Genomic DNA, 20288 nt, shown 5'->3' with positions numbered 1-20288 from the left:
TGAAAGAATTTTTGTATAAAGAGCCAGACTTAGCTGATTGAAGCGGAAATCCCTGTCACTCTTATAGCAACAATGTTTACGAAAAGAGGCAAATAAAAAAGCGTGGCAAATGCCACGCTTTTTTAAAGTTTAAAGTTAATCCGAATCAATCCTGCTTCTCTGGCTGAGTTAAATGCAATTAGTAAGATTGGTCCGATAATAAAGCCCATAATTCCAAGAAGCTGTAACCCTATATACATAGAAATTAATGTAGATAGAGGAGATAGACCGATGTGGCGTCCCATCACTTTTGGTTCTACCGTTCGACGGATAATAAGGAGAACGACAGCTAGGATCGCCATTTGGCTACCTGTAGCAATATCGCCTATGATTAAGTAATAAAGTGCCCATGGACCTAGAATGACGATTGAACCAATAATTGGAATGAAATCAATCACCCATATAATAAACGCCATAAGAAGAGCGACTTTAGGTGTAATCATTAGTAGTCCAATTAAACTGACTACAAATATTATAATACTAACGAGGAATTGTGCTTTAAAAAATCCGAATATGACGTAAGATAAGCGACCTGTCATAAACTGTACTTTTTCAGCAGTTTGTTCGGATAAGTACGAATAAGATTTTTGCTTTAATTTAGGTAGTTCCATCAAAAATAAGAATAGTGCAATTAAATACACCACAATACTTACAAGATAATTTGGAATGCCCGTTACAATGATGGTGATGATTTTTAAATAGTCGATGCTACTAATTGTATTCTTCGTATTCTCAAGGAATCGGTCAACTTGATTAGTAAATTCCTCAACGAACTCTTTAGGAAAACTTTTTGAAACTGCTTCCATATTTGATTCCATGCTGTCCCACATTTGGGTAATGTTTTGAATGTATACAGGGGAGTTCTCAACAAGTGCTATACCTTCGGTGATTACTTTGGTTATAAGAAAGTAGCCTAGGAGTGCAATAAGAATAACAAATAGGGTGAAGACAATAATAACTGGAAAATACCTCTTTAGCTTTGTATTCTTTTGAATCAGTTTAACAGCTGGATCAAGAGCAAGTGCGCTGAAAAACGCAAGAATAAGAGGAATAGAAACTGGTAAAATCCAGAACGCCAAAACGGCTAAAAAAGCGATGACCAATATAATGAGCAAAAAGCGTTTTGAGAGGATCTTTGGCAATCTTGTTCTCCTTTCTAAGTCAAACCATCTATCTTTATTATAGTACGGACTATGGCGCTTTACCAGTAGGGAGAAACGAATTATAAAACGCATAATTCTTTTTCGTCTTCTCATATAGTAGGTATAGGGAAGGTTAAAAGGGGGAACATCACATCATGAGAAAAGAAAACAATCAGGGAACCCTTGTTATTTCTGAGAGCGTAATTGACTTTATCCTGGATGTTGCTGTAAAAGAAACAGAAGGGGTTGAACTTATTGTTTCACCTGTAAAGCACACCCTTAGAAGAATTGTGGGTATCAGAAAAAGAAATAAATCTCAGTATGAAGAAGGCCTAGAAGAGACGGGATTGTCCTTACGTGTAGAAGTAGCGATTGGATTTGGAGAAATCATTCCATTTACGTGCTACATGCTTCAAGAGCGGATTAAAAATGATGTTGAGAGAATGACTGGGCTTAGTGTCGAAGAAGTTAATGTCATTGTCTCTAGATTGATCCTACCTGTGGAACAAGATGAGATAGAAAGCGAATAACATATTGAAAGATCCCCTATCGATTGAGAGGGGATCTTTCGAATTTATATCACCCTTATGGGGGGAGTAAAACCCCCAGTGATGGATGTTTCTTTTTATTTTGAGATAAACATTTGTGTCCAATAATGACCATAAGAGCCACCTGATACGTATCCAACACCAATCTGAGTGTAGCCTGCGTTAAGAATATTCTTACGGTGTCCTTCACTATTCATCCATGCTCTTACGACCTCTTCTGGGGAAGACTGGCCTGCAGCAATGTTTTCACCGGCACTTCGGTAGGAAACACCAAAATCCCTTAACATAGTAAATGGTGATCCGTAAGTTGGTGATTGATGCGAGAAGTAGTTTTTATCTCTCATATCAGCTGATTTGTACCTTGCCACCCTTGCAACCTGCCAATTCCATGTTAATGGAGATAGACCATTTTTCGCTCTTTCCTGATTCGTTAAATCCATTACTTGCTGTCCAATATCTTTTGATTTGTTGATGGATGGATTACCGGTTGGAACATTCACTCGATCTCCAGGATAAATTAAGTCTGGATTATTAAACTGAGGATTGGCGTTAATAATTTCCGTGAGCCCAATTCGATACCGCTTGGAAATCTTCCACAGTGTGTCACCAGATTTTACAGTGTATGTAGTCTGTCCATATGCAGTTTCGGGTGAAAATAGGCTAGCTGCAAGAAGAAATACAACCAATAATGGGATATACTTTTTCATCACTTCATCTCCTTTCAATCGTAGTTTGACCAAAAGTGGTGATATTACCCCACTTTTATAAAAAAATTATTTTTTAAAGATAACTACTGAAAACCATAATATAGAAGCTGTTATCGCGCATAATGGTAAGTAAACATTGCAACTATAGTGCCCCTTATACTATTATTAGAGGGTGGACTTGTTGTGAAATACAAAGGAGGCAAACGAATAATGAAATTTGAAAACACTGGTCTGGAATCAACGATTGTTCAGTTTTCCATTTTAGACCATATCATGCATGAAAACGGTTTAGTCCTTGCGGGGCAATGGGATTATGAGCGAGTTACATATGATTATAAATTTGAAGATATGACAAATGGCGACGTTTATTATCTTCGAGTACCAGGCGTAGCAATTGAGGGAATGGTGGAGTCAGCTCACGCTGTAATTAAACTAGGAAAGCCTTATGTTGGAAAACATTATTACCCACACGGTGTGGAGTATGATGAAGAATTTCCAGAAACCATTATTAGCACATGTAATAAAAAACTAGAAATTGTCCGAGATCAATTAGGATCTGCATTGCAGCGAAGCATGGTATCAGTAGGTGAACTTGCCAAGCATGTCACACCTTGTAAACCGTCTGATAACGTTTCCGTCGCTGCAGCTGTAATGAAAAATGAGAACGTTACAATTGTTCCTGTTTGTGATGAGAACGAGCATCTAATGGGCATTGTAACGGACCGTGCTATTGCAGTTGGTGGGTTTGCGGATAATGAAGCTGGTACTACCAAGGTTGAAGAGCTAGTGGAAAAGCCTCAAATCACTTTGTCTCCAGATATGAAGCCTGAACAGGCTGCAGAGTTAATGAACGAATCTCGTCTAACGGAAGTGATTGTTTTAGACGGTGAACGTTTCGTTGGGATTGTTTCCTATTTCCTACTTAAAGAAAAAATTAATGCTTAAAAAAAGAAGAGCCTGCGTGCTCTTCTTTTTTTATTGTTTTTTTTGGATTTTGTCACACAGGTAAGAAATATAGCTACAAGATATGTGGGTTGTAATGTGAAACCGTTGCGATAGTTACGATAGTTGAGGCATAATAGATACAATGAAATGGAGGCGATCCGATGATTAGAAACATGCTTCGCTTCGTGATGCTAATCGTTTTGATAGTTATCGGAATGACTGTATATGAACGAATAGATTGGAATAAGGTTGTTCCTGAAGTTGAACGTATCATAACAGAAGAAAAGGCAGTACTTGAGGAGACAACAAAGGATGCACCTGAAGTAACTAGTAAACCTTTACCTGCACTTACAGGTATTGAAAAGTGGATTGGAAATAGTTCTGAAGGAATTACTAAAGAGCTGGGAGAGCCGGATCGAGTAGATCCCTCCGCGTATGGGTATGACTGGTGGATTTATGAGCAATCAAGTTCAGAATATCTTCAAGTTGGAATCGAAGATGGAAAAGTAGTAACCATTTTCTTCATGGGTAACGTAGATGCTGGCGAGAACTATCCTATGGGAGAGCAAGCTGAAAACGTTTTTAATGAAACTAGCCCACAAAAAGAAGTTCCACTTAAAGTGAACGGTTATGACTATCGGTTTCAACTTTCCAACGAAGAAGTACAACAGAAACCTCTAGTAAAGATTCATGAAGAACTATTTGCACAATATTATTTCGATAAATTCAACGGAAGCTTAAGAGCTGTAAGACTTGCTGAGCCGCACGTGCTTGTAAAGCAACGGCCCTATGCAGTCTCTTATCGTGGTGAGTTAATTGAAGCTGCCTCTCTTAGTAAGACACAGTGGGAAGAAGTTCAAACGGCAATGGAGAAGCAAATTTTCGCTATGACGAATGTTCTTAGAAATCTTTCAGATAAGAAACCTCTTTCATATAATCAAGAAGTATCCAAAGTGGCTTTTGGCCATAGTAAAGATATGGGTATCAACAATTACTTTTCACATACTTCTCCTTCAGAAGGAGAGTTATCTGACCGATTGAAGAGTGGTGATGTGCTATACAGCTATGCTGGAGAGAATATCGCAGCTAGGTACCCAGATGCAGGAGCATCCATGATTGGATGGTTGAATAGTAAAGGACATCGTGAAGCGCTGCTAAATGAAGAGTTCACTGAAATAGGAGTTGGCGTTTATCGTGAATATTACACTCAGAATTTCATTAAACCTTTCTAGGAATAATCATGAAATTTCCTGTTGCGGTTGCAATGATGGTATCATCGTCACGCAAAACGTCTGCTTTCACAACCCACCTAGTCTCACTTTTGAATAACACATGTGAGCGGCATCTTAAATCTTTTCCACTGCCTTTAGCGAGGTAGTGAATGTTCATCTCTGATGTTACAGCTGCTTTATTTGGAGGGAGAGACTGATGAACAAGTGACCCCATTGCAATATCGATTAGAGAAGCTGTCACCCCTCCATGGACAACATGAAGAGGATTATGTATGAGCTCTCGATTTGGAATGATGCTTTCGTATGTATTCTCGTCAAGGAGCTTACTCTTAATCCCCATGTACCCTGCTAAATAAGTTTTATAGTGGTTATTTTGCTTTTTCTCTATTCCTTCTAGCAAGGAGTAGAGATTTTTTCTTTCTTCATTCGTAGCCTTTTCAAGCATTTCTGATAAGAGTGCATGTATGTTTTCGTTTTCCATATGATAATCCTTTCCTAAGCAAGTTTACTACTTATCCATTTTACCAGTAATGGTCGTATGCACCAATAAATAGGCGCACAATTGTCAAAAGTCTAATTATTATGTAGTAAGACCATTTATGGTTAGCAAGAAATGGAGGTGGCGAATATGCCTGAAACGCAAGCAAGTCAAAAAGTTCAGGAATTTAAAACATTCGTCAAAGCGAATCCTTATGTTCTTAAAATGGTGAAGAGTGGTGAAAAAACTCTTCAGGAGCTTTTTGAGGAGTGGATGCTTTTCGGTGAGGACGATCAAACCTGGTTTGACGATGAGGATGATAAAGAAGAATTATCTGCTGATAAGAGTACAAAGGCAGGAGGAATGCTTTCTGCTATTAAACAAATGAATTTTGATGAATTACAAAAAGGAATAGAACAATTTAGTGGAGCTGTCTATTCGATACAAGAGGTTCTCTCGCAATTCCGTAGCAAACCAAAGCAACAAGCACCTTATGTTCACTCCCATTCCCCATTTCCATTTCGTCATGATTAGGAGGGGATTTAATGCGTGAAGAAGTGCAGGCTTTTTTATCTTCACGACAGGATTTGGTCTATTTCTTAAGAAATCAACCTGTTTGGTATCGACGCTTAAGCAGAGAGCCATATGCACTGAAAGAATTCGAAGAAGCCTCAAAAGTTTTTTACGGCCAAACGTTCCCACAGCGCGTCGATCGATTTCAAAACCAATTAAACATGGTGAATATGATGCTAGCATTAGTGACCCAATTGAAAAATTAGGGTCTTTTTTGTACCTCATTTTCCATTTATTAATTTATTTGGTTTGGGCACACTGAAGAGCAAAGGAGTGTGGACAAAATGAAAGTGAGCAGGCGTGGTTGGAAACAAGTGCTTGTCATCTTATTGATGGTTATGTGTTGTGTTCCGGTGGTTGGATTCAGTCAATCATTAGAGGAAAAAGTAACTGCAAGGACGAAGGCAGATCCTGTTGTCGTTAATCATCGCATAAAAAATAAAAATTTGTTTGTTGAATGCGTTATTCCCAATTTTTCATTTGATCAAGATAATGAAAAAAAAGACTACCATGGGTATATTGAGGTATTCCTTGATGGTAAAAAGCACCAAACCGTCAAACAAGCGGCCTTTATTGTCCATAACCTTCCTGAGGGAAAACACTTAATAAGGTTGGATATAATGCGAAAAGACGGTGGAAGGTACTTATCCCTTAAAGAAATTGAAGTGGAAATAAAATAAGTCTCTATTAAGAGACTTATTGTTTATGAAATATGTCGATAAGGTGTCGTTGGAGGAACGAGTGGTGGAAATTGATCTTGCAAATAGTTGAAAATCATTTTTTCAATTTGAATGCCTTGTTGAACAAGCGCCTGGTTACCGAACAAACAGTTGAATTCTAAGAAATAATACTTCCCGTTAGCGAAGACTACGTCAAAACCTGCGTGGTCGATTCCTAGTGTTTTAGCTGTTCTGTCTACGAGTTGAAGGGCCTCATCAGGAATACTGTGAAAAGAGAGTTTTCCACCCTGTGCTACGTTATTAAGGAAGGATTCTCCACCAATTCGCCAGTAGGCAGATACTACATTATTACCAACGTAAACAACACGAAGATCTTTTTCGATCGGTAAATACTCTTGGACATACAGAACGTCATTTTGTTCAGCGTAAGCAAGGAAATCTTCTCGTGATCGAATTAGGAAGACACCATTTCCCATTGAACTGCGAACTTCCTTTGCGACAAATGGGAAAGGAAATGTATCTAGAACACGTTCTATCGTTTCTTTTGAACTTCCAGCTATTTCAGTATATGGCATAAGATCAGGGCTAATTGACCAGAATGCTCTTGTCATTTCAACTTTATCAAACCCGAGTTGAATTGATTGAATGGAAGGGAAAATCTTTTTATTTAAGCCGTAAACAAGTGAGTTCACTTGCCATTTTTCAGGAAAGAGGAGCACATCTGATGCGCGAATATCGTCAATTTTCTTAAACATATGATCTGGTTTAACGTAAGAAATACCTGGCATACCTAGTGTTCGAAATGGATTAAAGGTAAGAAGTTTCACAGTTTAATTTGTCTTCCTTTCTAAGATGAAAACACATAAATCTAGAAAATTATAGATCTGAATACATAATAAGTCAATAACCAAATCGTGGGGATTGACTTCTGTTTGCTTTAGAGGACTGGTCAGCGCCTTGCTTGAAGTGGTAAGATAAGGGTGGAGGTGTAAGTATGATTGCTACTCTCGATAGTGTTATGATTTTAGACCAGGCTGAGGAGCTTGGGTTTATGATAAAAGATTCAGAAGTTGCTCATGACTACCATGAGGCAAGAAAGAAATTAGCGAAGAATAAGGAAGCGCAGGGACTGATCAAACGTTTCGCTGAATTAAAGGAACTTTATGATGAAGTTCAGCGATTTGGAAGATACCATCCTGACTTCATGACGATTACTGTGAAGATGCGTGAAGCTAAGCGTGATATGGACCTTCATGATGCTGTAGCGGAATTTAAGAAGGCGGAAACCGATCTTGAATCCCTACTTGTAGAAGTATGTTCCCTTCTCGCTGGAGAAGTTTCACCTTCTATCAAAGTTCCATCAGGAAATCCTTTCTTTGATAATCAATCTTGTGGAGGCGGCTGCGGCTCAGGCGGTAGCTGTGGATGTGGTTAACCAGAGCAACTTGCTCTGGTTTTTTTATTCTCGGAAGCGAATGCAATCAGGACAAAGATTACCACAGCAAAACATTTTTTCTTGTGGAACAAGAAAGCGTACGCGATAGACCATTAGTGATTGGTCTTCACGGACAAAAGAATACTCCATTCGTAACCGCTTACCTTTCATAACTTTAGCTGCCTCTACTTTTATAAGGGTTTCTATTCTTTCTTTTCCTATGTTTTTATTTACTGTAAAATATAGAAAGGGTATACCGGTGATTTTCTTTTTGGAAACGGAGCTAACAGCATCTGATTTCGCTAGTTCGTTTAGGAATGGCGTCCATATATCATCAAGGTTCATTGTATTGCATCCTTTCTCATACACAGTCTACTGTTATCCTAACCGAAACATATTCAAATGACCATCACTCTGTTCATTCTTGCGATCGATCATCTTTCGTGCTACGTTTGAACGAGAAGATTACAATAGCAAAGGGGAAGCGCGTCATGTTTGTAGAACGAGTTGGCTTAGCAGTCTATATTCAGTCACTAAAGCATGCCAAACAATTAAGAAGGTTTGGAAATGTACACTATGTTTCCTCGAAACAGAAGTATGTTGTTATTTATATTAATCTAGATCAGCTAGAGGTGACGAAAGAACGATTGAACTCCCTTCATTTTGTGAAGCGAGTGGAACCTTCTAAGCGTCCAGAGGTGCAAACTGAATACCAGAATGCAAAGCCTGATAAAGCGAAACAATACGATTATAAAATGGGTCTATAGAAAGCCGTTCCTTTTAGTGGATGGCTTTTTTGTTTTGCTTCTATACAGGAATGCAGGTTCTATAAAAAAGGTTACAGGGGGGGGATCAGAACCTCTAGGTAAATTGTTTTGGCTTTTTACAAAAGTTTGTTGTTTATATGAGGTTTTGTATAAAAAGACCACACTTCGCTGATTGTAAGGGAAGGTGCTCGGGTCCTGCGGGACTAGCCAGGTAAGACACCACACCACAGGAGCGGAAATCAACCACTATGCTTAAGTAAAATAAGATGAGTATGATAGTTAGTATGATTATGGATACACGAAAGAAGCAGGAGCCTGGGCTCCTGCTTCTTTCATACAGTTAGAGTTATGTATGGTCGCTAACTTAGAGGAGGAATTAGGTTATTTAGTCTAAGAATGCCGATAATATAGTTGTAGTAAAGCTCTTTTTCATTAAAATCAATCGAAGGCTTTACTTCAATTGGAATGATTGGTATCTCTAACGTCTCGCTAATCTCTTCAAATAGCTGCAATCTCTTAACAGAAGGATCCTTTGCAGGAATGCCTTCTCTACAAATATAAAGTGGCTGAAGGTTTCCCTCACCAGCTGCATTTAATACAACAACAGGTGAAACGACTTCGCGGTTTTTGCTAATTGTTTTGAGTAATAATAGACGATGAACACGATTAGAATTGGTTCTCGCAAGTTCGACTAGTTCATAAATATCAGAATAGCCCTCTCCAAGTTCGATAAAACGTTGAATCATGATAGTGTACTCCTTTCAGTCTGTTCAGAAATCCCCTCATAATGTAGCACGAATTCTTTATGATGGAAAGGATAAAGCGTTTGCATTAAAATGATAAGAAAGGAGGTTCTTCTATGGGCTCGATTCTGCTTCTAGTTACGTTAGTAGGAGGTTTACTCTATTTGTACTGGAAAGGAAGAAATGCTAAAGAGGAAACCATTGACAAAAAACTAATTCAAGGACTTATCATTGCTGACATTCTTGCTGTACTTGTTCTCCATGGCGTTATTACGGCTGCTGAGGCAGAGTTACTCTCAGATCAATCTTTGTCAGATGTTGAAGATTATCTGTTTAACCATACAACAATAACTGAGGATGAGCTAGGTGATTGGATCCATCATGATTGGAATGGTATTCAAGTAGCTGATCTACCATTTGATCTTGATCCAGGTTGATCTTCTTTTCTAAATGCTCTTTTCGTGACTTAGTTGCTGGGTTAATTTCCGCTCCAATCAGTTAAATGTAGTTTTTATCGAAAGACTCTTTTAAAAACAACAATTAATAAGAACAGAACATGTCTAAAAGGTTGTTGTGAAGATGCTCGATTCTTACTTATATGAACTATATTTACGAAAAAAATACCCGCAGGAAATACTTCCTGCGGGTGCCTTAAGCCGTTAAGCTAAGGCAATGGGAGAGGAGAAACCGGAGGAAGAACTTATGGGGAAACGTAAGTCTTCTCCGTGGTTGCAGCACCATTAATCTGAAACGATGCTGCTACGTTTAGTATCACCATCAACCTTTGGTTTATACATTGATTTTAGCTTTCCCTTTTTTTGTGGTAGGATAAGTAGGAATATGGAATGGATAAGGTTGTGAGAGAGATGCGTATCATTGCAGGAGAGTGTAAAGGAAGGCATATTAAGCCTGTTCCTGGTATGTCGACAAGACCTACAACAGATAAAGTAAGAGAGTCCATCTATAATATGATAGGCCCTTTTTTCGATGGAGGACAAGCTCTTGATCTCTATGGTGGAAGTGGTGCACTTGGCATTGAAGCTTTAAGTAGAGGTATGGAAAAGTGTATTTTTGTAGATCGTGATAGCAAAGCGATTGAAACCATTAAATGGAATCTTGACCAGACGAAATTCACCGATTCTGCAGAAGTATTTCGTAACGATTCAAAACGTGCATTAAAAGCACTGAACAAACGAGAAATGGCTTTCTCGCTTGTTTTACTCGATCCTCCTTATCATAAGGAACAAATCCTTCATGATCTTGAAAAGCTATGTACTTATGAGCTTCTAGAGGATAATGCAACCATTGTAGTTGAACACAAAAAGGAAGTCACTCTTCCTGAAACGATTGCCGGGTTGATAATGACCCGCCAAGAGACCTATAGTGGTAAAACAACGATATCAATTTATACATATGAACAGCCGGCTGTTGAGAAGGAGGAATAGTCATGGGTAAGATTGCGGTCTGTCCAGGAAGTTTTGATCCAGTAACCTTTGGTCATCTAGATATTATTAAACGAGGCGCGAGAGTATTTGATGATATTAAAGTTGTTGTCCTTAACAACCAAAGTAAGTCCACCCTTTTTTCAGTAGATGAACGAGTAGAGTTATTAAAAGAAGCAACGAAAGATATTGGTAACGTAACGGTTGATTCGCATCGAGGATTATTAATCGAGTATGCTAAAGAAGTAGGAGCTTCTACGATTCTTCGTGGGTTGCGTGCCGTTTCGGATTTCGAGTATGAGATGAAAATTGCATCGATTAATAGAAAGCTTGAAGATGAAATCGAAACGTTCTTTATGATGACGAACAACCAGTATTCATTTCTAAGTTCTAGCATTGTTAAAGAAATAGCAAAATACCACGCTCCAGTTTCTGATCTTGTACCAGAAATTGTTGAAAATGCACTAAGACAAAAGTATGCTGAATCCCCGTTAGACTAACGGGGGTCTTTTTCTACCTAAAATACTTAATTTGTGCGATTTCTCTTAATCGTTATTCCAATAAAGATGATTAAGAAAAAACATGTGATCCATGGCCCTGTTTGTTGTAAAAAGAAGTAAAGTGTTTCGGACACTGTAAGCGGATCATTCCTATTGTAGACTGGAAGGGTCACTTTACCTGAAGACAAGAGGTTAATGTATAATGGTTTCCAAAGTGCTAATGTGAGAATAGCAGCAAACCCTCCATGGAGCAGTCGTGCAAAGAAGAAAGGCTTAAAACGGATATCAGTATCTGCCAGTATACTTGCTACTTGGGCTTGAACAGAGAATCCATTGAAAGCAAGAATGAAGCTTGTAATCATAGCCTGCGCGAGGAGCGGTGCTGAGCTCTCGCTCGAAAGTCTACTCCCAAGTGTAATCTCGAATAGTCCTGATAGAAGTGGGATATCTAACTCCGCAGGAAGCTGTAAAAGTAGTAGGACAGTCCTTATAATACCTGCTAGAAACGCTGCTACTCCAATAACGCCAATTAACTCATTTAGTACAGAAAATAGTATAATAAATCCTCCAACCATAAGAAGGGTTTTGATTGATGAGTGGACAGCATCGCCCATCATTTTACCGAAAGGACGATTTTCGGAAACTCTTGTTTCATGAAGTGCTACAAACGCTTGAGTGAATCTAGATTGGTTAGAGCGTTTCATATCCCTGTATTCTCTTTCTTCAGGGTGATGAAAACGCATGACGAGACCTACGAGAATATTGCCAGTATAATGGGCGGCAGCAAGGATTACACCAAGTGCAGGATTATGGAAAAAGCCTACAGCAACTGCAGCAAAAATAAAAAGGGGATTTGAACAGTTTGTAAATGATACGAGTCTTTCTCCTTCTATTGCTGTGATGTCTTTATTAAGCCGAAGGTGGGCAGTGTATTTAGCTCCTGCAGGAAAGCCTGAGGCGATTCCCATAGCTAGTACAAATGCTCCCGCACCAGGGACACGAAAAAGCGGTCTCATTAATGGTTCTAATAATATCCCAATAAAGCGAACCACTCCTATACTTATGAGAAGTTCAGAAATGATAAAAAAGGGTAATAAAGAAGGAAAAACAATATTCCACCACATTGAAAGGCCACTATTTGAAGCCTCAAGTGTATGTTCTGGAAATAATATGACGGCGAGAGCAACGACCGTTACAGACGTTGCAAGCAATAATGTTTTTACCACTTGAACGTTCACAGAGGCATTCCTCCCAAAGGCGTAATTCCATTAATAAACCTGTCCGATAATTAAAATATACGTATGTGTGGAACAATTAGACCATATGATTAAGCAGGGATAGACAGGGAGGCATTCATGATGAATCGTCCTAAAATCGGGTTAGCACTTGGTTCTGGTGGTGCGAGAGGATTCGCCCATCTTGGTGTATTAAAAGTATTGATTCAGGAAAATATCCCCATCGACTATATTGCTGGAAGCAGCATGGGTTCACTTGTAGGTGCTATTTACGGTGTGGGTCATGACGTAGATTCGATGGTTAAAATGGCATCCCTTTTCAAACGAAAATATTACTTGGACTTTACAGTTCCAAAGATGGGATTCATTGCAGGCAATAAAGTGAGAAGTTTAATTGAAACTCTAACACATGGAAAGCAAATAGAGGATCTATCGCCTCCCCTTGCAATTGTTGCTACGGACATTATTAAAGGAGAAAAGGTCGTTTTCCGATCAGGACCAGTTGCGCAGGCCGTTCGAGCGAGTATTGCAATACCTGGCATATTAGTTCCAGAACGGATTGGTGACCGACTTCTTGTAGATGGTGGCGTCATTGACCGTGTACCGGTTTCAGTCGTTAGAGAGATGGGTGCAGATCTTGTAATAGCTGTTGACGTATCAGATGTGAAAAAGGAACCTGATGTTACGTCGATTATTGACGTTATCATGCAGAGTATTGATATCATGCAAAATGAAATGGTTCGTCTTCATGAGATTAATGCAGATGTCATGATCAAACCTAGACTAGAATCATTTCAATCGCGAGCATTTACGAATGTGGTTGATATTATCAAAATAGGAGAGGAAGCAGCCTACCGCCACCTTGATGAAATACATAAGGCGGTGGAGAATTGGAAGGAGCAGAATAAATGAACAGAGGCACCAAGAAATTTACTTTTATTTGGGTCATGATTATTGTAGTAGTTGCAGCATTTACATTTATTGACCTTCCATATTATGTGACTACCCCGGGTGAGGCTAGAGAATTAGATGAAGTAATTAAGGTAGAGGGTGGCTCAGAAGATAAAGGCGAGTTTATGCTAACCACCGTTCGAGTCGGACAAGCGAATCTCATGCAGTATGTTTGGGCCCAGTTTAATGAATACCATGAATTAATTCCAGAGGAATTAATTAAACGTGAAGGTGAGACGGATGAACAGTATCATCAAAGACAGTTAGATGTAATGGCTAACTCTCAAACAAGTGCGACAATCGTTGCTTATAAAGCGGCAGGAGAAGCAATAGAGATTACTAATAACGGTGTTCTCGTGACTGGTATTATTGAAGGAATGCCTGCGGATGGCAAATTGAAAATTGGTGATCTTATCACAATGGTAGACGATAAGAAAATTGAAACAACAGAGGCACTTCTCGACAAGCTTGGAACGTACAGTAAATCAGAAAAAGTAAATCTTACAATTGACCGTGAAGGTACTAAAAAAGAGATAGAAGTTGGTTTCTCTACATTTCCAGAGCCATATAACACGGAAAAAGGAAAAGTCGGTGTAGGTATTACAGGTCCAGTAACCTCCACATCGATTGAAACAGATCCATCAATTGATATAAAAACAGATCAAATCGGGGGTCCTTCAGCTGGACTGATGTTCTCATTAGAAATTTATAATCAATTAACAAAAGAGGACTGGACAAAAGGGTATGAGATTGCTGGAACTGGAACGATTAATGAAAAGGGCAAGGTAGGTCCAATCGGTGGCATTAAACAAAAAATTGTTGCGGCTGATTCGTCAGGAGCAGAAATATTCTTGGCACCTGTTGCCCATTCCAATTATGATGATGCAATGGAAGCGGCGAAAGACATAAGAACTGAAATGAAAATTGTGCCGGTAGAAACCTTTCAGGATGCGATTGATTATTTAAAACAACTTAAAGCTGAATAAAAACAAAACGCCTAACAAGATAAGCTTGCTAGGCGTTTTGCTTTGAGAAGGCTCACCTGCCCCGCAGAAATAACCGCTACTCTAAAAGCAACAATGTCTACAAAAACAGCTTTTACAAAATGATTGGAGACGTTTTATGTTCTTTCATTAAAAATTCTTCTTGATGCTCACCTGTAAAGCCAAGTGCATAGACCTGACTCGCACGCCTTTCAATCGTTAGAAATGGGTGATCGAATTGGTTGATATTAGCAACAAGTGGTACAGTAAGGGAACTTTTTATCTCATTTAAATAAGCCCTTCCAGAGCCAGACATACCAAGTAGTCTTAAATATGGGGCTTTAGCGTCTTCTAATGCTGGCCTCATCTCGTCTTTCGTTGTATCTGTTAAGATGTGAAGTGCAAAACGTTGGATTCGTGTCCATGTATACCTCTTCGTTTTGACAGCTTCCATAAACACTTGAAAGGTTGGAGCACTTTTTGCAATTGTGATAAGACGATTTTCAAGCCCTTCTTCAGCTTCATAAATTGAAGCTAGTTTCGCTTGAGAGGTTGTTAGTAATTTGTATCTTAGTAGGTGATACAGTTTGTGCCATCCTTGAAAGGAGGGGTATGTATTCATGTAAAGCTGTAATTCTTTGTATGTAGGTTCTGGTACATAAGGTTGAATGCTTTGAAGTGGACTACCTTTCGTAAGTAACTCGTGACGTATCCCAGTCGCACTTGCAATCTTTGTATCGGTCAGTTGCTGATCATGATAGCCCGCTTTTGTACGAAGAATTGTTGATGGTTTCATAGGAGATCTTTGAGAATGAATCGCTCTTACATACTGAAATCCAAGGATGTTATTCGGTTGAGATAAATCAAGAACTTCTTCATGTCCATCCAAACTTTGAAAAGCAAGAGAGGATGCTTTCGGGTAGCTATTCCCTTCACTCATGAAAAATTTAATACGCTCGTTGTATTCTTTCTCATGCGAGTCAATAAAAGAGACTGTGCTAAGAAATTCGCTTATAGAACCTGATTCACTCCCAAAGCAAAGTTGGCCTACTCCCATCGAGGTAAGTAGAGAAACGGCCCCTTTTGCAAAGATTTCAGCTTTCTGGGTAGCATACACATAGGGAAGTTCAATCACGACATCGACACCATTTTGTAATGCCATGCGTGTTCTTGACCACTTATCAACAAGTGCAGGTTCTCCACGTTGGAGAAAAGAACCACTCATCACAGCAACAACAACGTCTGCATTAGTTGCCTGTTTTGTTTCATTTAAATGATAGAGATGGCCGTTATGAAACGGATTGTATTCAACAATGACACCAGCAGCTTTCATATAAATACCCCTTTCTGACAAATAGTAGAGGACGATATAGGCAATTAACGATCAGTTTATCCTCTATGACATCACGTTCATTTTAATTAGTTGAATTCAGTGTTTTTACTCTGGTATGATTAAGACTATACCAATAAGCCTTCCATAACAACTGGTGTAAAGAAAAAATATTGACATTTACGTATTTTGTAGCTATAATACTTTTGTTGCCTTGAGGTGATATACAGATGAAATGGTCAATTGAACAATTGAAGTCCTTTAAACTGAAAGGTCTTACAATTGACGAAGAAGTGAATGTAGAGGAACTGAAGGAACGTAATACGGATATCCGTGAGATTACGCCAGTTCATGTTACCGGTGAAACGTCGTTTCACGGTAATAAGGTTACCTTTCATCTAACAGTGAAAGGCAAAATGGTTCTTCCATGTGCCAATACACTTGAAGATGTAGATTTTCCGTTCGTAATTCGCCCAATGGAGACATTTGTGCTTGAAGCAAACACAAATGGCGTTGATTTTGAGGTAGAAGATGAAGAAATTCATCAAGTTTCGGGAAATACGGTTGACTTAGTTCCGTATATTAAGGAAAATATACTTTTGGAGATTCCGATTCGAGTAGTGAAATATAGCTCTGAATCAGAAGAAATGCCAAAAAAATCCGGTAATGGATGGGAAGTTATTACACGCGAGCAACCGAAAGAAAAGGTTGATCCTCGTATGGCCGGTTTAGCTGACTTTTTCAATAAGGAAAATGAAGATAAATAATCGGTAGACATAACTTCTTTGTAATTAGTTAACTTTTTAAGGAGGTGGAAACAATGGCAGTACCAGCTAGAAGAACTTCTAAAACGCGTAAAAATAAGCGTCGTACTCATTATAAATTAGAAGTACCAGGAATGGTAAAATGCCCTAATTGCGGCGAATTCAAACTTTCTCACCGTGTTTGTAAAGAGTGTGGAAATTACAAAGGTGAGAACGTAGTAAGCAAGTAATTTAGTGAAACAGAGAGAGAAATCTCTCTGTTTTTTTTATACCTAATTTTAGTAGGAGGCCAATATGTCCAGTCTATTAGTGGGAAGAAGAGGTGGTGCTGCTGTTCTTACAATCAACCGTTTAGAGCAGAGAAATGCCATTAACTATGATGTGATGGATGAAATGTTAGAAGCTATCAGTAGAGCTGAGGATGATCCATCTGTAAGCTATATCGTTGTGACTGGAAGTGGAGAGCAGGCTTTTTGTAGTGGAGGAGATGTTCGTGACTTTCACGATTTGAGAACAGAGGAAGAAGCCTATCCGATGCTCAGGAAGATGGGAACCGTGCTAGAACGCCTGTTTTTTTGTAAAAAACCGACAGTCGCGCTTCTTAATGGTCATGCTGTAGGTGGAGGTTCAGAGCTTGCTATCGCTTGTGATTATCGTATTTCAAGAAGTGATATACAAGTCGGGTTTATACAAGGCTCAATAGGGTTAACCACCGGTTGGGGTGGAACAGTATATGCTCTAGAACGAATGAGTTCCGATCATGCACTTCAGATGTTAATGAGCGCGGATCGCTATTCAGCTGAAGAAGCATTGAAAAAAGGCTACATTACATACATAACAACAACAGCTAACTGGCAGTTAGAAGCCTATGATTATCTAGGTAATCTATTCAAGAGGTCTTCACCGATTCTCTCTTCTTATAAAATGTACTGGTTGAATCGTCTAGATGAAGGTAAGATCCGTGAAAGAATTGAGCAGGAGATTAGGAATTGTGCAAAACTCTGGGCAAAAGATGAGCACCATACAGCGGTTGAAGCATTCCTGAATAAAAAGAACAAACAATCGTAATTAAATAACTATTTTTGAAATCTGAAAGTCTACTATATCTATCAAATGCATAAGATGACTGTAAAACGGTTATTGGGGGGATTGCGATTGGTACCAATTCGCCAGGATGCATGGTCTAAAGATGAAGATGTTTTACTTGCAGAGGTCGTATTACGTCATATTAGAGAAGCCAGTACACAACTTGCTGCCTTTGAAGAAGTGGGAAAAAAATTATCACGAACTCCTGCTGCATGTGGATTTAGATGGAATTCATTGATTCGAAAGCAATATGAAGCAGCGATTTCACTCGCTAAAAAACAGCGGAAAGAGCAAAAGAAAAGCCAGCCAGAGAATAAACAAGAAACAGCATGTGAAGATCAAAGCATGGATTTAATTGATGAAGCCATTGCTATACTCATTAAGTCTAAATCATATCTATCTGAAGTAGCGAGGAATGAGACATCATTACAGGAGACTCTTGCAGAAAATCTACAGCTTAAACAGCATCTTCATCAGCTAGAGAAAGAGTATATGACTGTTCAGGAAGATTACCAATCGTTATTAGAGATTATGGAGAAGGCGAGAAAGATGGTCATTTTCCAGGAGGAAGATCAGGGGAGTATGCGTTTTCAGATGGATGCTAATGGGAATTTAGAGAAAGTGAAAAAATAGGAGCTGCCCGACGTGGGCGGCTCCTATTTTTCTGTAGTTACTCTTGTTCTGAAACACCTTCAGGGTACCACACATATGGATTTTCCCCGCGATCACGTTCAGGATGATACGTAACGGCTTCAAACCCCATCTTCTCCCAGAACTCTCCAGAGCCCTGTCTAGCATTTGTTTTCACTGGAACATTAAATGTTTTAGCGAAATTAACAAGTGTGGAACCGTAAGAACGGTTGTGATATTGCGGAAGCACTTCAAGTTTCCATAGTTCAAGGTAATCCTGTGGAGGATCGAAATAGCGATCGTATTTCCCATCAATGCGATATAGGCTCATTCTAGCCACGAGCGTCTCTCCAAAATAAATGCCATAGAATGGAGATTCACTGTCATTTTCAATTATATTGTCCTGTAAATCTTCCATCATGGAAAGCTCTTGAATACCAAACTCTTTAAATTTCTTAAACTCTTCTAGAGTTTTGTAATTGATTACAAGTGGACGAACTGTCAAGTCTACCATAGCGGCCCCCTCCAAAAATTGCTTAGTGTCTGTGGTGAAATAAATAGAATCTTCACTATTCTATTATACCTGAAAACGCTAAACTTTTCTTCATTTCAAAAAACAAAGTCAAAAAGGAATAATTTGAATATTTGTTGAAACGTGATGCTCATTTAATGATATGATAAATGTAAGGGTTTTCAACCCATTAATTTGCTAGTGTTATGAGAGGAGCGAAAACGTGAAAAAAATCCTAATTGCAAACCGTGGCGAAATCGTAGAACGAATTATAAGAACATGCAGCAGACTTGGTATTGAGACAATTGCTGTTTATTCGAGTGCAGACAAAGAACTACCATATGTAAAACACGCAACGAAAGCATATGAAATCGGTGATCCACCTGCAGCGAAATCATACTTAAACCAGGATGTGATTTTGAAAATCGCTCAAGATGAGAAAGTTGATGCCATTCATCCAGGATACGGATTTCTTTCAGAGAATGCATCCTTTGTAAGGAAAGTAGAGGATCTAGGTATTGCGTTTATTGGCCCATCAGCAGACGTTGTTGAATCAATGGGGGATAAGATAACCGCAAGAAAAACAATGATAGAAGCGGGTGTTCCTGTTGTGCCAGGCAGTGCTGAGATTGAAGATGTTACAGCGGCTATATCGTATGCAAATGAAATAGGCTATCCAGTTATGTTAAAAGCAGCAGCTGGCGGAGGCGGTATCGGTATGCAACGCTGTGAGAATGACCAGCAACTTGAAAAAGCATTCGCATCCAGTCAAAACAGAGCGAAGGCTTATTTTGGTAATGGTGCTATGTTTGTTGAGAAGTTTATCGACCAAGCTCGGCATATTGAAGTTCAAATTGTTGGAGATAAACAAGGTAATATTGTTCATCTTTATGAGAGAAACTGCTCAATTCAACGAAGAAACCAGAAGGTTCTTGAGGAAACACCGTCCCCATTAATATCGAGTGAAACAAGGGCTAAAATAGGTGAAGCTGCTAAAGCAGCAGCAGAGCATGTAAATTATACAAATGCAGGAACCGTAGAGTTTGTTATGGATCAGAACGAGAATTTCTATTTCCTAGAAATGAACACGAGGTTACAGGTCGAACATCCAATCACTGAAGAAACAATTGGTGTCGATTTAGTAGAATGGCAGCTTCTTGTAGCAGAAGGGCGATCACTTCCGTTAAAGCAGGAAGACATTTTGCCAACAGGCCACAGTATTGAATTCAGATTATATGCAGAAGACCCATCAACGTTTATGCCATCACCAGGAAAGATTGAAACGCTTCATTTTAAAGATATGGAGAATGTTCGTATCGATTCAGGTTATGAGAGTGGATCAAGTGTCTCCCCATTCTATGATCCGATGATTGCAAAAATTATCGTCAAGGGAGAAACGCGAGATGAGGCAATCAAAACAGGTCAGGCATTTTTTGAAGGCTTTTCATTAACGGGGATTAAACACAACGGTCCTCTTTTTGCACAACTATTAAGAGAAGAGAAGTTCATGCAAGGAGATTATTCAACGGCTTACTTAGCTGAGAATCTTACAGTCAAAAAATAAACC

General features: G+C 39.0%; 27 protein-coding genes and 1 pseudogene. 19 read left to right on the top strand and 9 right to left on the bottom strand.

Annotated features, from left to right (window positions below; genetic code table 11):
- Window positions 1-122: 122 nt before the first annotated feature.
- Window positions 123-1181, bottom strand: a complete 1059-nt coding sequence (gene ytvI, locus FBF83_RS02990) for a sporulation integral membrane protein YtvI (protein WP_136945641.1) — start codon at window positions 1179-1181, stop codon at window positions 123-125.
- A 155-nt stretch (window positions 1182-1336) separates the two neighbouring features.
- On the opposite strand from ytvI, the gene FBF83_RS02985 reads away from it, so the two are divergent.
- Window positions 1337-1711, top strand: a complete 375-nt coding sequence (locus tag FBF83_RS02985; protein WP_136945640.1) for an Asp23/Gls24 family envelope stress response protein — start codon at window positions 1337-1339, stop codon at window positions 1709-1711.
- Window positions 1712-1806: 95 nt separating this feature from the next.
- Here the strand turns inward: FBF83_RS02985 and safA are convergent, their stop codons facing one another.
- Window positions 1807-2436 carry a SafA/ExsA family spore coat assembly protein gene (safA, locus tag FBF83_RS02980; protein ID WP_136945639.1) on the bottom strand — a complete coding sequence of 210 codons (630 nt, stop codon included), beginning with the start codon at window positions 2434-2436 and terminating at the stop codon, window positions 1807-1809.
- 210 nt (window positions 2437-2646) lie between these two features.
- Here safA and FBF83_RS21100 point away from each other — a divergent pair.
- The 3 genes and pseudogenes from FBF83_RS21100 to FBF83_RS02970 all read left to right on the top strand — a co-directional run.
- A pseudogene (locus tag FBF83_RS21100) lies at window positions 2647-2988 on the top strand (YugN family protein); the annotation flags it as partial.
- Between the two features lie 21 nt (window positions 2989-3009).
- Window positions 3010-3381, top strand: a complete 372-nt coding sequence (locus tag FBF83_RS21095; protein WP_240688014.1) for a CBS domain-containing protein — start codon at window positions 3010-3012, stop codon at window positions 3379-3381.
- 161 nt (window positions 3382-3542) lie between these two features.
- Window positions 3543-4613, top strand: coding sequence for a CAP domain-containing protein (locus FBF83_RS02970; protein WP_136945637.1), 1071 nt, complete (start codon window positions 3543-3545; stop codon window positions 4611-4613).
- Here FBF83_RS02970 and FBF83_RS02965 read toward each other — a convergent pair.
- Complete coding sequence (locus tag FBF83_RS02965) at window positions 4600-5094, bottom strand: PaaI family thioesterase (RefSeq protein WP_136945636.1); 495 nt, start codon at window positions 5092-5094, stop codon at window positions 4600-4602. The genes FBF83_RS02970 and FBF83_RS02965 overlap by 14 nt on opposite strands.
- Before the next feature lie 147 nt (window positions 5095-5241).
- Here FBF83_RS02965 and ylbD point away from each other — a divergent pair, with 147 nt between their 5' ends.
- From ylbD to FBF83_RS02950, 3 genes are all read left to right on the top strand, one after another.
- Window positions 5242-5625, top strand: a complete 384-nt coding sequence (ylbD, locus tag FBF83_RS02960; protein WP_169525148.1) for a spore coat protein YlbD — start codon at window positions 5242-5244, stop codon at window positions 5623-5625.
- 11 nt (window positions 5626-5636) lie between these two features.
- The gene (locus tag FBF83_RS02955; RefSeq protein WP_136945634.1) at window positions 5637-5870 is read left to right on the top strand and encodes a YlbE-like family protein; all 234 of its coding nucleotides are present in this window, start codon (window positions 5637-5639) and stop codon (window positions 5868-5870) included.
- A gap of 69 nt (window positions 5871-5939) precedes the next feature.
- Window positions 5940-6344 carry a hypothetical protein gene (locus FBF83_RS02950; protein ID WP_136945633.1) on the top strand — a complete coding sequence of 135 codons (405 nt, stop codon included), beginning with the start codon at window positions 5940-5942 and terminating at the stop codon, window positions 6342-6344.
- A 23-nt stretch (window positions 6345-6367) separates the two neighbouring features.
- On the opposite strand, the gene FBF83_RS02945 is transcribed toward FBF83_RS02950, so the two are convergent.
- The gene (locus FBF83_RS02945; protein ID WP_136945632.1) at window positions 6368-7171 is read right to left on the bottom strand and encodes an ATP-grasp domain-containing protein; all 804 of its coding nucleotides are present in this window, start codon (window positions 7169-7171) and stop codon (window positions 6368-6370) included.
- A gap of 167 nt (window positions 7172-7338) precedes the next feature.
- Here FBF83_RS02945 and FBF83_RS02940 point away from each other — a divergent pair, with 167 nt between their 5' ends.
- Window positions 7339-7779 (top strand): YlbF family regulator, encoded by a 441-nt coding sequence (locus FBF83_RS02940; protein WP_136945631.1) that lies wholly within the window; start codon window positions 7339-7341, stop codon window positions 7777-7779.
- Between the two features lie 24 nt (window positions 7780-7803).
- On the opposite strand, the gene FBF83_RS02935 is transcribed toward FBF83_RS02940, so the two are convergent.
- Window positions 7804-8124, bottom strand: coding sequence for a hypothetical protein (locus tag FBF83_RS02935; RefSeq protein ID WP_136945630.1), 321 nt, complete (start codon window positions 8122-8124; stop codon window positions 7804-7806).
- Between the two features lie 146 nt (window positions 8125-8270).
- On the opposite strand from FBF83_RS02935, the gene FBF83_RS02930 reads away from it, so the two are divergent.
- The gene (locus FBF83_RS02930; protein ID WP_136945629.1) at window positions 8271-8546 is read left to right on the top strand and encodes a YlbG family protein; all 276 of its coding nucleotides are present in this window, start codon (window positions 8271-8273) and stop codon (window positions 8544-8546) included.
- A gap of 359 nt (window positions 8547-8905) precedes the next feature.
- On the opposite strand, the gene FBF83_RS02925 is transcribed toward FBF83_RS02930, so the two are convergent.
- Window positions 8906-9292 carry a DUF7147 family protein gene (locus FBF83_RS02925; protein WP_136945628.1) on the bottom strand — a complete coding sequence of 129 codons (387 nt, stop codon included), beginning with the start codon at window positions 9290-9292 and terminating at the stop codon, window positions 8906-8908.
- Between the two features lie 113 nt (window positions 9293-9405).
- Between FBF83_RS02925 and FBF83_RS02920 the strand changes: the two genes are divergently transcribed.
- The 3 genes from FBF83_RS02920 to coaD all read left to right on the top strand — a co-directional run bounded on the left by FBF83_RS02920 (window position 9406) and on the right by coaD (window position 11231).
- Window positions 9406-9726, top strand: a complete 321-nt coding sequence (locus FBF83_RS02920) for a hypothetical protein (RefSeq protein ID WP_136945627.1) — start codon at window positions 9406-9408, stop codon at window positions 9724-9726.
- A gap of 429 nt (window positions 9727-10155) precedes the next feature.
- Window positions 10156-10734, top strand: coding sequence for a 16S rRNA (guanine(966)-N(2))-methyltransferase RsmD (gene rsmD, locus FBF83_RS02915; protein ID WP_136946464.1), 579 nt, complete (start codon window positions 10156-10158; stop codon window positions 10732-10734).
- A gap of 2 nt (window positions 10735-10736) precedes the next feature.
- Window positions 10737-11231 carry a pantetheine-phosphate adenylyltransferase gene (gene coaD / locus FBF83_RS02910; RefSeq protein WP_136945626.1) on the top strand — a complete coding sequence of 165 codons (495 nt, stop codon included), beginning with the start codon at window positions 10737-10739 and terminating at the stop codon, window positions 11229-11231.
- Between the two features lie 26 nt (window positions 11232-11257).
- Here the strand turns inward: coaD and ylbJ are convergent, their stop codons facing one another.
- Window positions 11258-12469, bottom strand: a complete 1212-nt coding sequence (ylbJ, locus tag FBF83_RS02905) for a sporulation integral membrane protein YlbJ (protein WP_136945625.1) — start codon at window positions 12467-12469, stop codon at window positions 11258-11260.
- A gap of 120 nt (window positions 12470-12589) precedes the next feature.
- Here ylbJ and FBF83_RS02900 point away from each other — a divergent pair, with 120 nt between their 5' ends.
- Both FBF83_RS02900 and FBF83_RS02895 read left to right on the top strand, forming a co-directional pair.
- Window positions 12590-13378: a patatin-like phospholipase family protein gene (locus FBF83_RS02900; protein ID WP_136945624.1), complete on the top strand. Its 789-nt coding sequence runs from the start codon at window positions 12590-12592 to the stop codon at window positions 13376-13378.
- Window positions 13375-14403 carry a SepM family pheromone-processing serine protease gene (locus FBF83_RS02895; protein WP_136945623.1) on the top strand — a complete coding sequence of 343 codons (1029 nt, stop codon included), beginning with the start codon at window positions 13375-13377 and terminating at the stop codon, window positions 14401-14403. The genes FBF83_RS02900 and FBF83_RS02895 overlap by 4 nt, the downstream gene beginning before the upstream one ends.
- 112 nt (window positions 14404-14515) lie before the next feature.
- On the opposite strand, the gene FBF83_RS02890 is transcribed toward FBF83_RS02895, so the two are convergent.
- Entirely contained in the window at window positions 14516-15733 is a 1218-nt protein-coding gene (locus tag FBF83_RS02890; protein WP_136945622.1) for a nucleotidyltransferase, read from the bottom strand.
- Between the two features lie 227 nt (window positions 15734-15960).
- On the opposite strand from FBF83_RS02890, the gene FBF83_RS02885 reads away from it, so the two are divergent.
- From FBF83_RS02885 to FBF83_RS02870, 4 genes are all read left to right on the top strand, one after another.
- On the top strand, window positions 15961-16497 hold the full coding sequence (locus FBF83_RS02885; RefSeq protein WP_136945621.1) for a YceD family protein: 537 nt from the start codon (window positions 15961-15963) through the stop codon (window positions 16495-16497).
- Window positions 16498-16550: 53 nt separating this feature from the next.
- Window positions 16551-16724, top strand: coding sequence for a 50S ribosomal protein L32 (rpmF, locus tag FBF83_RS02880; RefSeq protein WP_048309912.1), 174 nt, complete (start codon window positions 16551-16553; stop codon window positions 16722-16724).
- 64 nt (window positions 16725-16788) lie between these two features.
- Window positions 16789-17562, top strand: a complete 774-nt coding sequence (locus FBF83_RS02875; RefSeq protein ID WP_136945620.1) for an enoyl-CoA hydratase/isomerase family protein — start codon at window positions 16789-16791, stop codon at window positions 17560-17562.
- 87 nt (window positions 17563-17649) lie between these two features.
- Window positions 17650-18213, top strand: a complete 564-nt coding sequence (locus tag FBF83_RS02870) for an RsfA family transcriptional regulator (RefSeq protein WP_136945619.1) — start codon at window positions 17650-17652, stop codon at window positions 18211-18213.
- Between the two features lie 37 nt (window positions 18214-18250).
- On the opposite strand, the gene FBF83_RS02865 is transcribed toward FBF83_RS02870, so the two are convergent.
- Window positions 18251-18724, bottom strand: a complete 474-nt coding sequence (locus FBF83_RS02865; protein WP_136945618.1) for an N-acetyltransferase — start codon at window positions 18722-18724, stop codon at window positions 18251-18253.
- 220 nt (window positions 18725-18944) lie between these two features.
- Between FBF83_RS02865 and FBF83_RS02860 the strand changes: the two genes are divergently transcribed.
- A complete protein-coding gene (locus FBF83_RS02860; RefSeq protein ID WP_136945617.1) occupies window positions 18945-20285 on the top strand; it encodes an acetyl-CoA carboxylase biotin carboxylase subunit in 1341 nt (446 codons plus the stop codon).
- Window positions 20286-20288 lie beyond the last annotated feature (3 nt).

This window comes from Guptibacillus hwajinpoensis (assembly GCF_005144865.1).
Classification (GTDB): Bacteria; Bacillota; Bacilli; order Bacillales; family Guptibacillaceae; genus Guptibacillus; species Guptibacillus hwajinpoensis_A.
Note: the sequence above shows the minus strand (reverse complement) of the source record. Positions and strands in the feature narration are given on the sequence as shown.

What these genes read in the sequence shown, in the direction of transcription:
- FBF83_RS02985 (WP_136945640.1), top strand. Translation starts at nt 1,337, where the DNA reads ATGAGAAAAGAAAACAATCAGGGAACCCTTGTTATTTCTGAGAGCGTA.
- safA (WP_136945639.1), bottom strand. Translation starts at nt 2,436, where the DNA reads ATGAAAAAGTATATCCCATTATTGGTTGTATTTCTTCTTGCAGCTAGC.
- FBF83_RS21095 (WP_240688014.1), top strand. Translation starts at nt 3,010, where the DNA reads ATGGTATCAGTAGGTGAACTTGCCAAGCATGTCACACCTTGTAAACCG.
- FBF83_RS02970 (WP_136945637.1), top strand. Translation starts at nt 3,543, where the DNA reads ATGATTAGAAACATGCTTCGCTTCGTGATGCTAATCGTTTTGATAGTT.
- FBF83_RS02965 (WP_136945636.1), bottom strand. Translation starts at nt 5,094, where the DNA reads ATGGAAAACGAAAACATACATGCACTCTTATCAGAAATGCTTGAAAAG.
- ylbD (WP_169525148.1), top strand. Translation starts at nt 5,242, where the DNA reads ATGCCTGAAACGCAAGCAAGTCAAAAAGTTCAGGAATTTAAAACATTC.
- FBF83_RS02955 (WP_136945634.1), top strand. Translation starts at nt 5,637, where the DNA reads ATGCGTGAAGAAGTGCAGGCTTTTTTATCTTCACGACAGGATTTGGTC.
- FBF83_RS02940 (WP_136945631.1), top strand. Translation starts at nt 7,339, where the DNA reads ATGATTGCTACTCTCGATAGTGTTATGATTTTAGACCAGGCTGAGGAG.
- FBF83_RS02935 (WP_136945630.1), bottom strand. Translation starts at nt 8,124, where the DNA reads ATGAACCTTGATGATATATGGACGCCATTCCTAAACGAACTAGCGAAA.
- FBF83_RS02930 (WP_136945629.1), top strand. Translation starts at nt 8,271, where the DNA reads ATGTTTGTAGAACGAGTTGGCTTAGCAGTCTATATTCAGTCACTAAAG.
- FBF83_RS02925 (WP_136945628.1), bottom strand. Translation starts at nt 9,292, where the DNA reads ATGATTCAACGTTTTATCGAACTTGGAGAGGGCTATTCTGATATTTAT.
- FBF83_RS02920 (WP_136945627.1), top strand. Translation starts at nt 9,406, where the DNA reads ATGGGCTCGATTCTGCTTCTAGTTACGTTAGTAGGAGGTTTACTCTAT.
- rsmD (WP_136946464.1), top strand. Translation starts at nt 10,156, where the DNA reads ATGCGTATCATTGCAGGAGAGTGTAAAGGAAGGCATATTAAGCCTGTT.
- coaD (WP_136945626.1), top strand. Translation starts at nt 10,737, where the DNA reads ATGGGTAAGATTGCGGTCTGTCCAGGAAGTTTTGATCCAGTAACCTTT.
- FBF83_RS02900 (WP_136945624.1), top strand. Translation starts at nt 12,590, where the DNA reads ATGAATCGTCCTAAAATCGGGTTAGCACTTGGTTCTGGTGGTGCGAGA.
- FBF83_RS02895 (WP_136945623.1), top strand. Translation starts at nt 13,375, where the DNA reads ATGAACAGAGGCACCAAGAAATTTACTTTTATTTGGGTCATGATTATT.
- FBF83_RS02890 (WP_136945622.1), bottom strand. Translation starts at nt 15,733, where the DNA reads ATGAAAGCTGCTGGTGTCATTGTTGAATACAATCCGTTTCATAACGGC.
- FBF83_RS02885 (WP_136945621.1), top strand. Translation starts at nt 15,961, where the DNA reads ATGAAATGGTCAATTGAACAATTGAAGTCCTTTAAACTGAAAGGTCTT.
- rpmF (WP_048309912.1), top strand. Translation starts at nt 16,551, where the DNA reads ATGGCAGTACCAGCTAGAAGAACTTCTAAAACGCGTAAAAATAAGCGT.
- FBF83_RS02875 (WP_136945620.1), top strand. Translation starts at nt 16,789, where the DNA reads ATGTCCAGTCTATTAGTGGGAAGAAGAGGTGGTGCTGCTGTTCTTACA.
- FBF83_RS02865 (WP_136945618.1), bottom strand. Translation starts at nt 18,724, where the DNA reads ATGGTAGACTTGACAGTTCGTCCACTTGTAATCAATTACAAAACTCTA.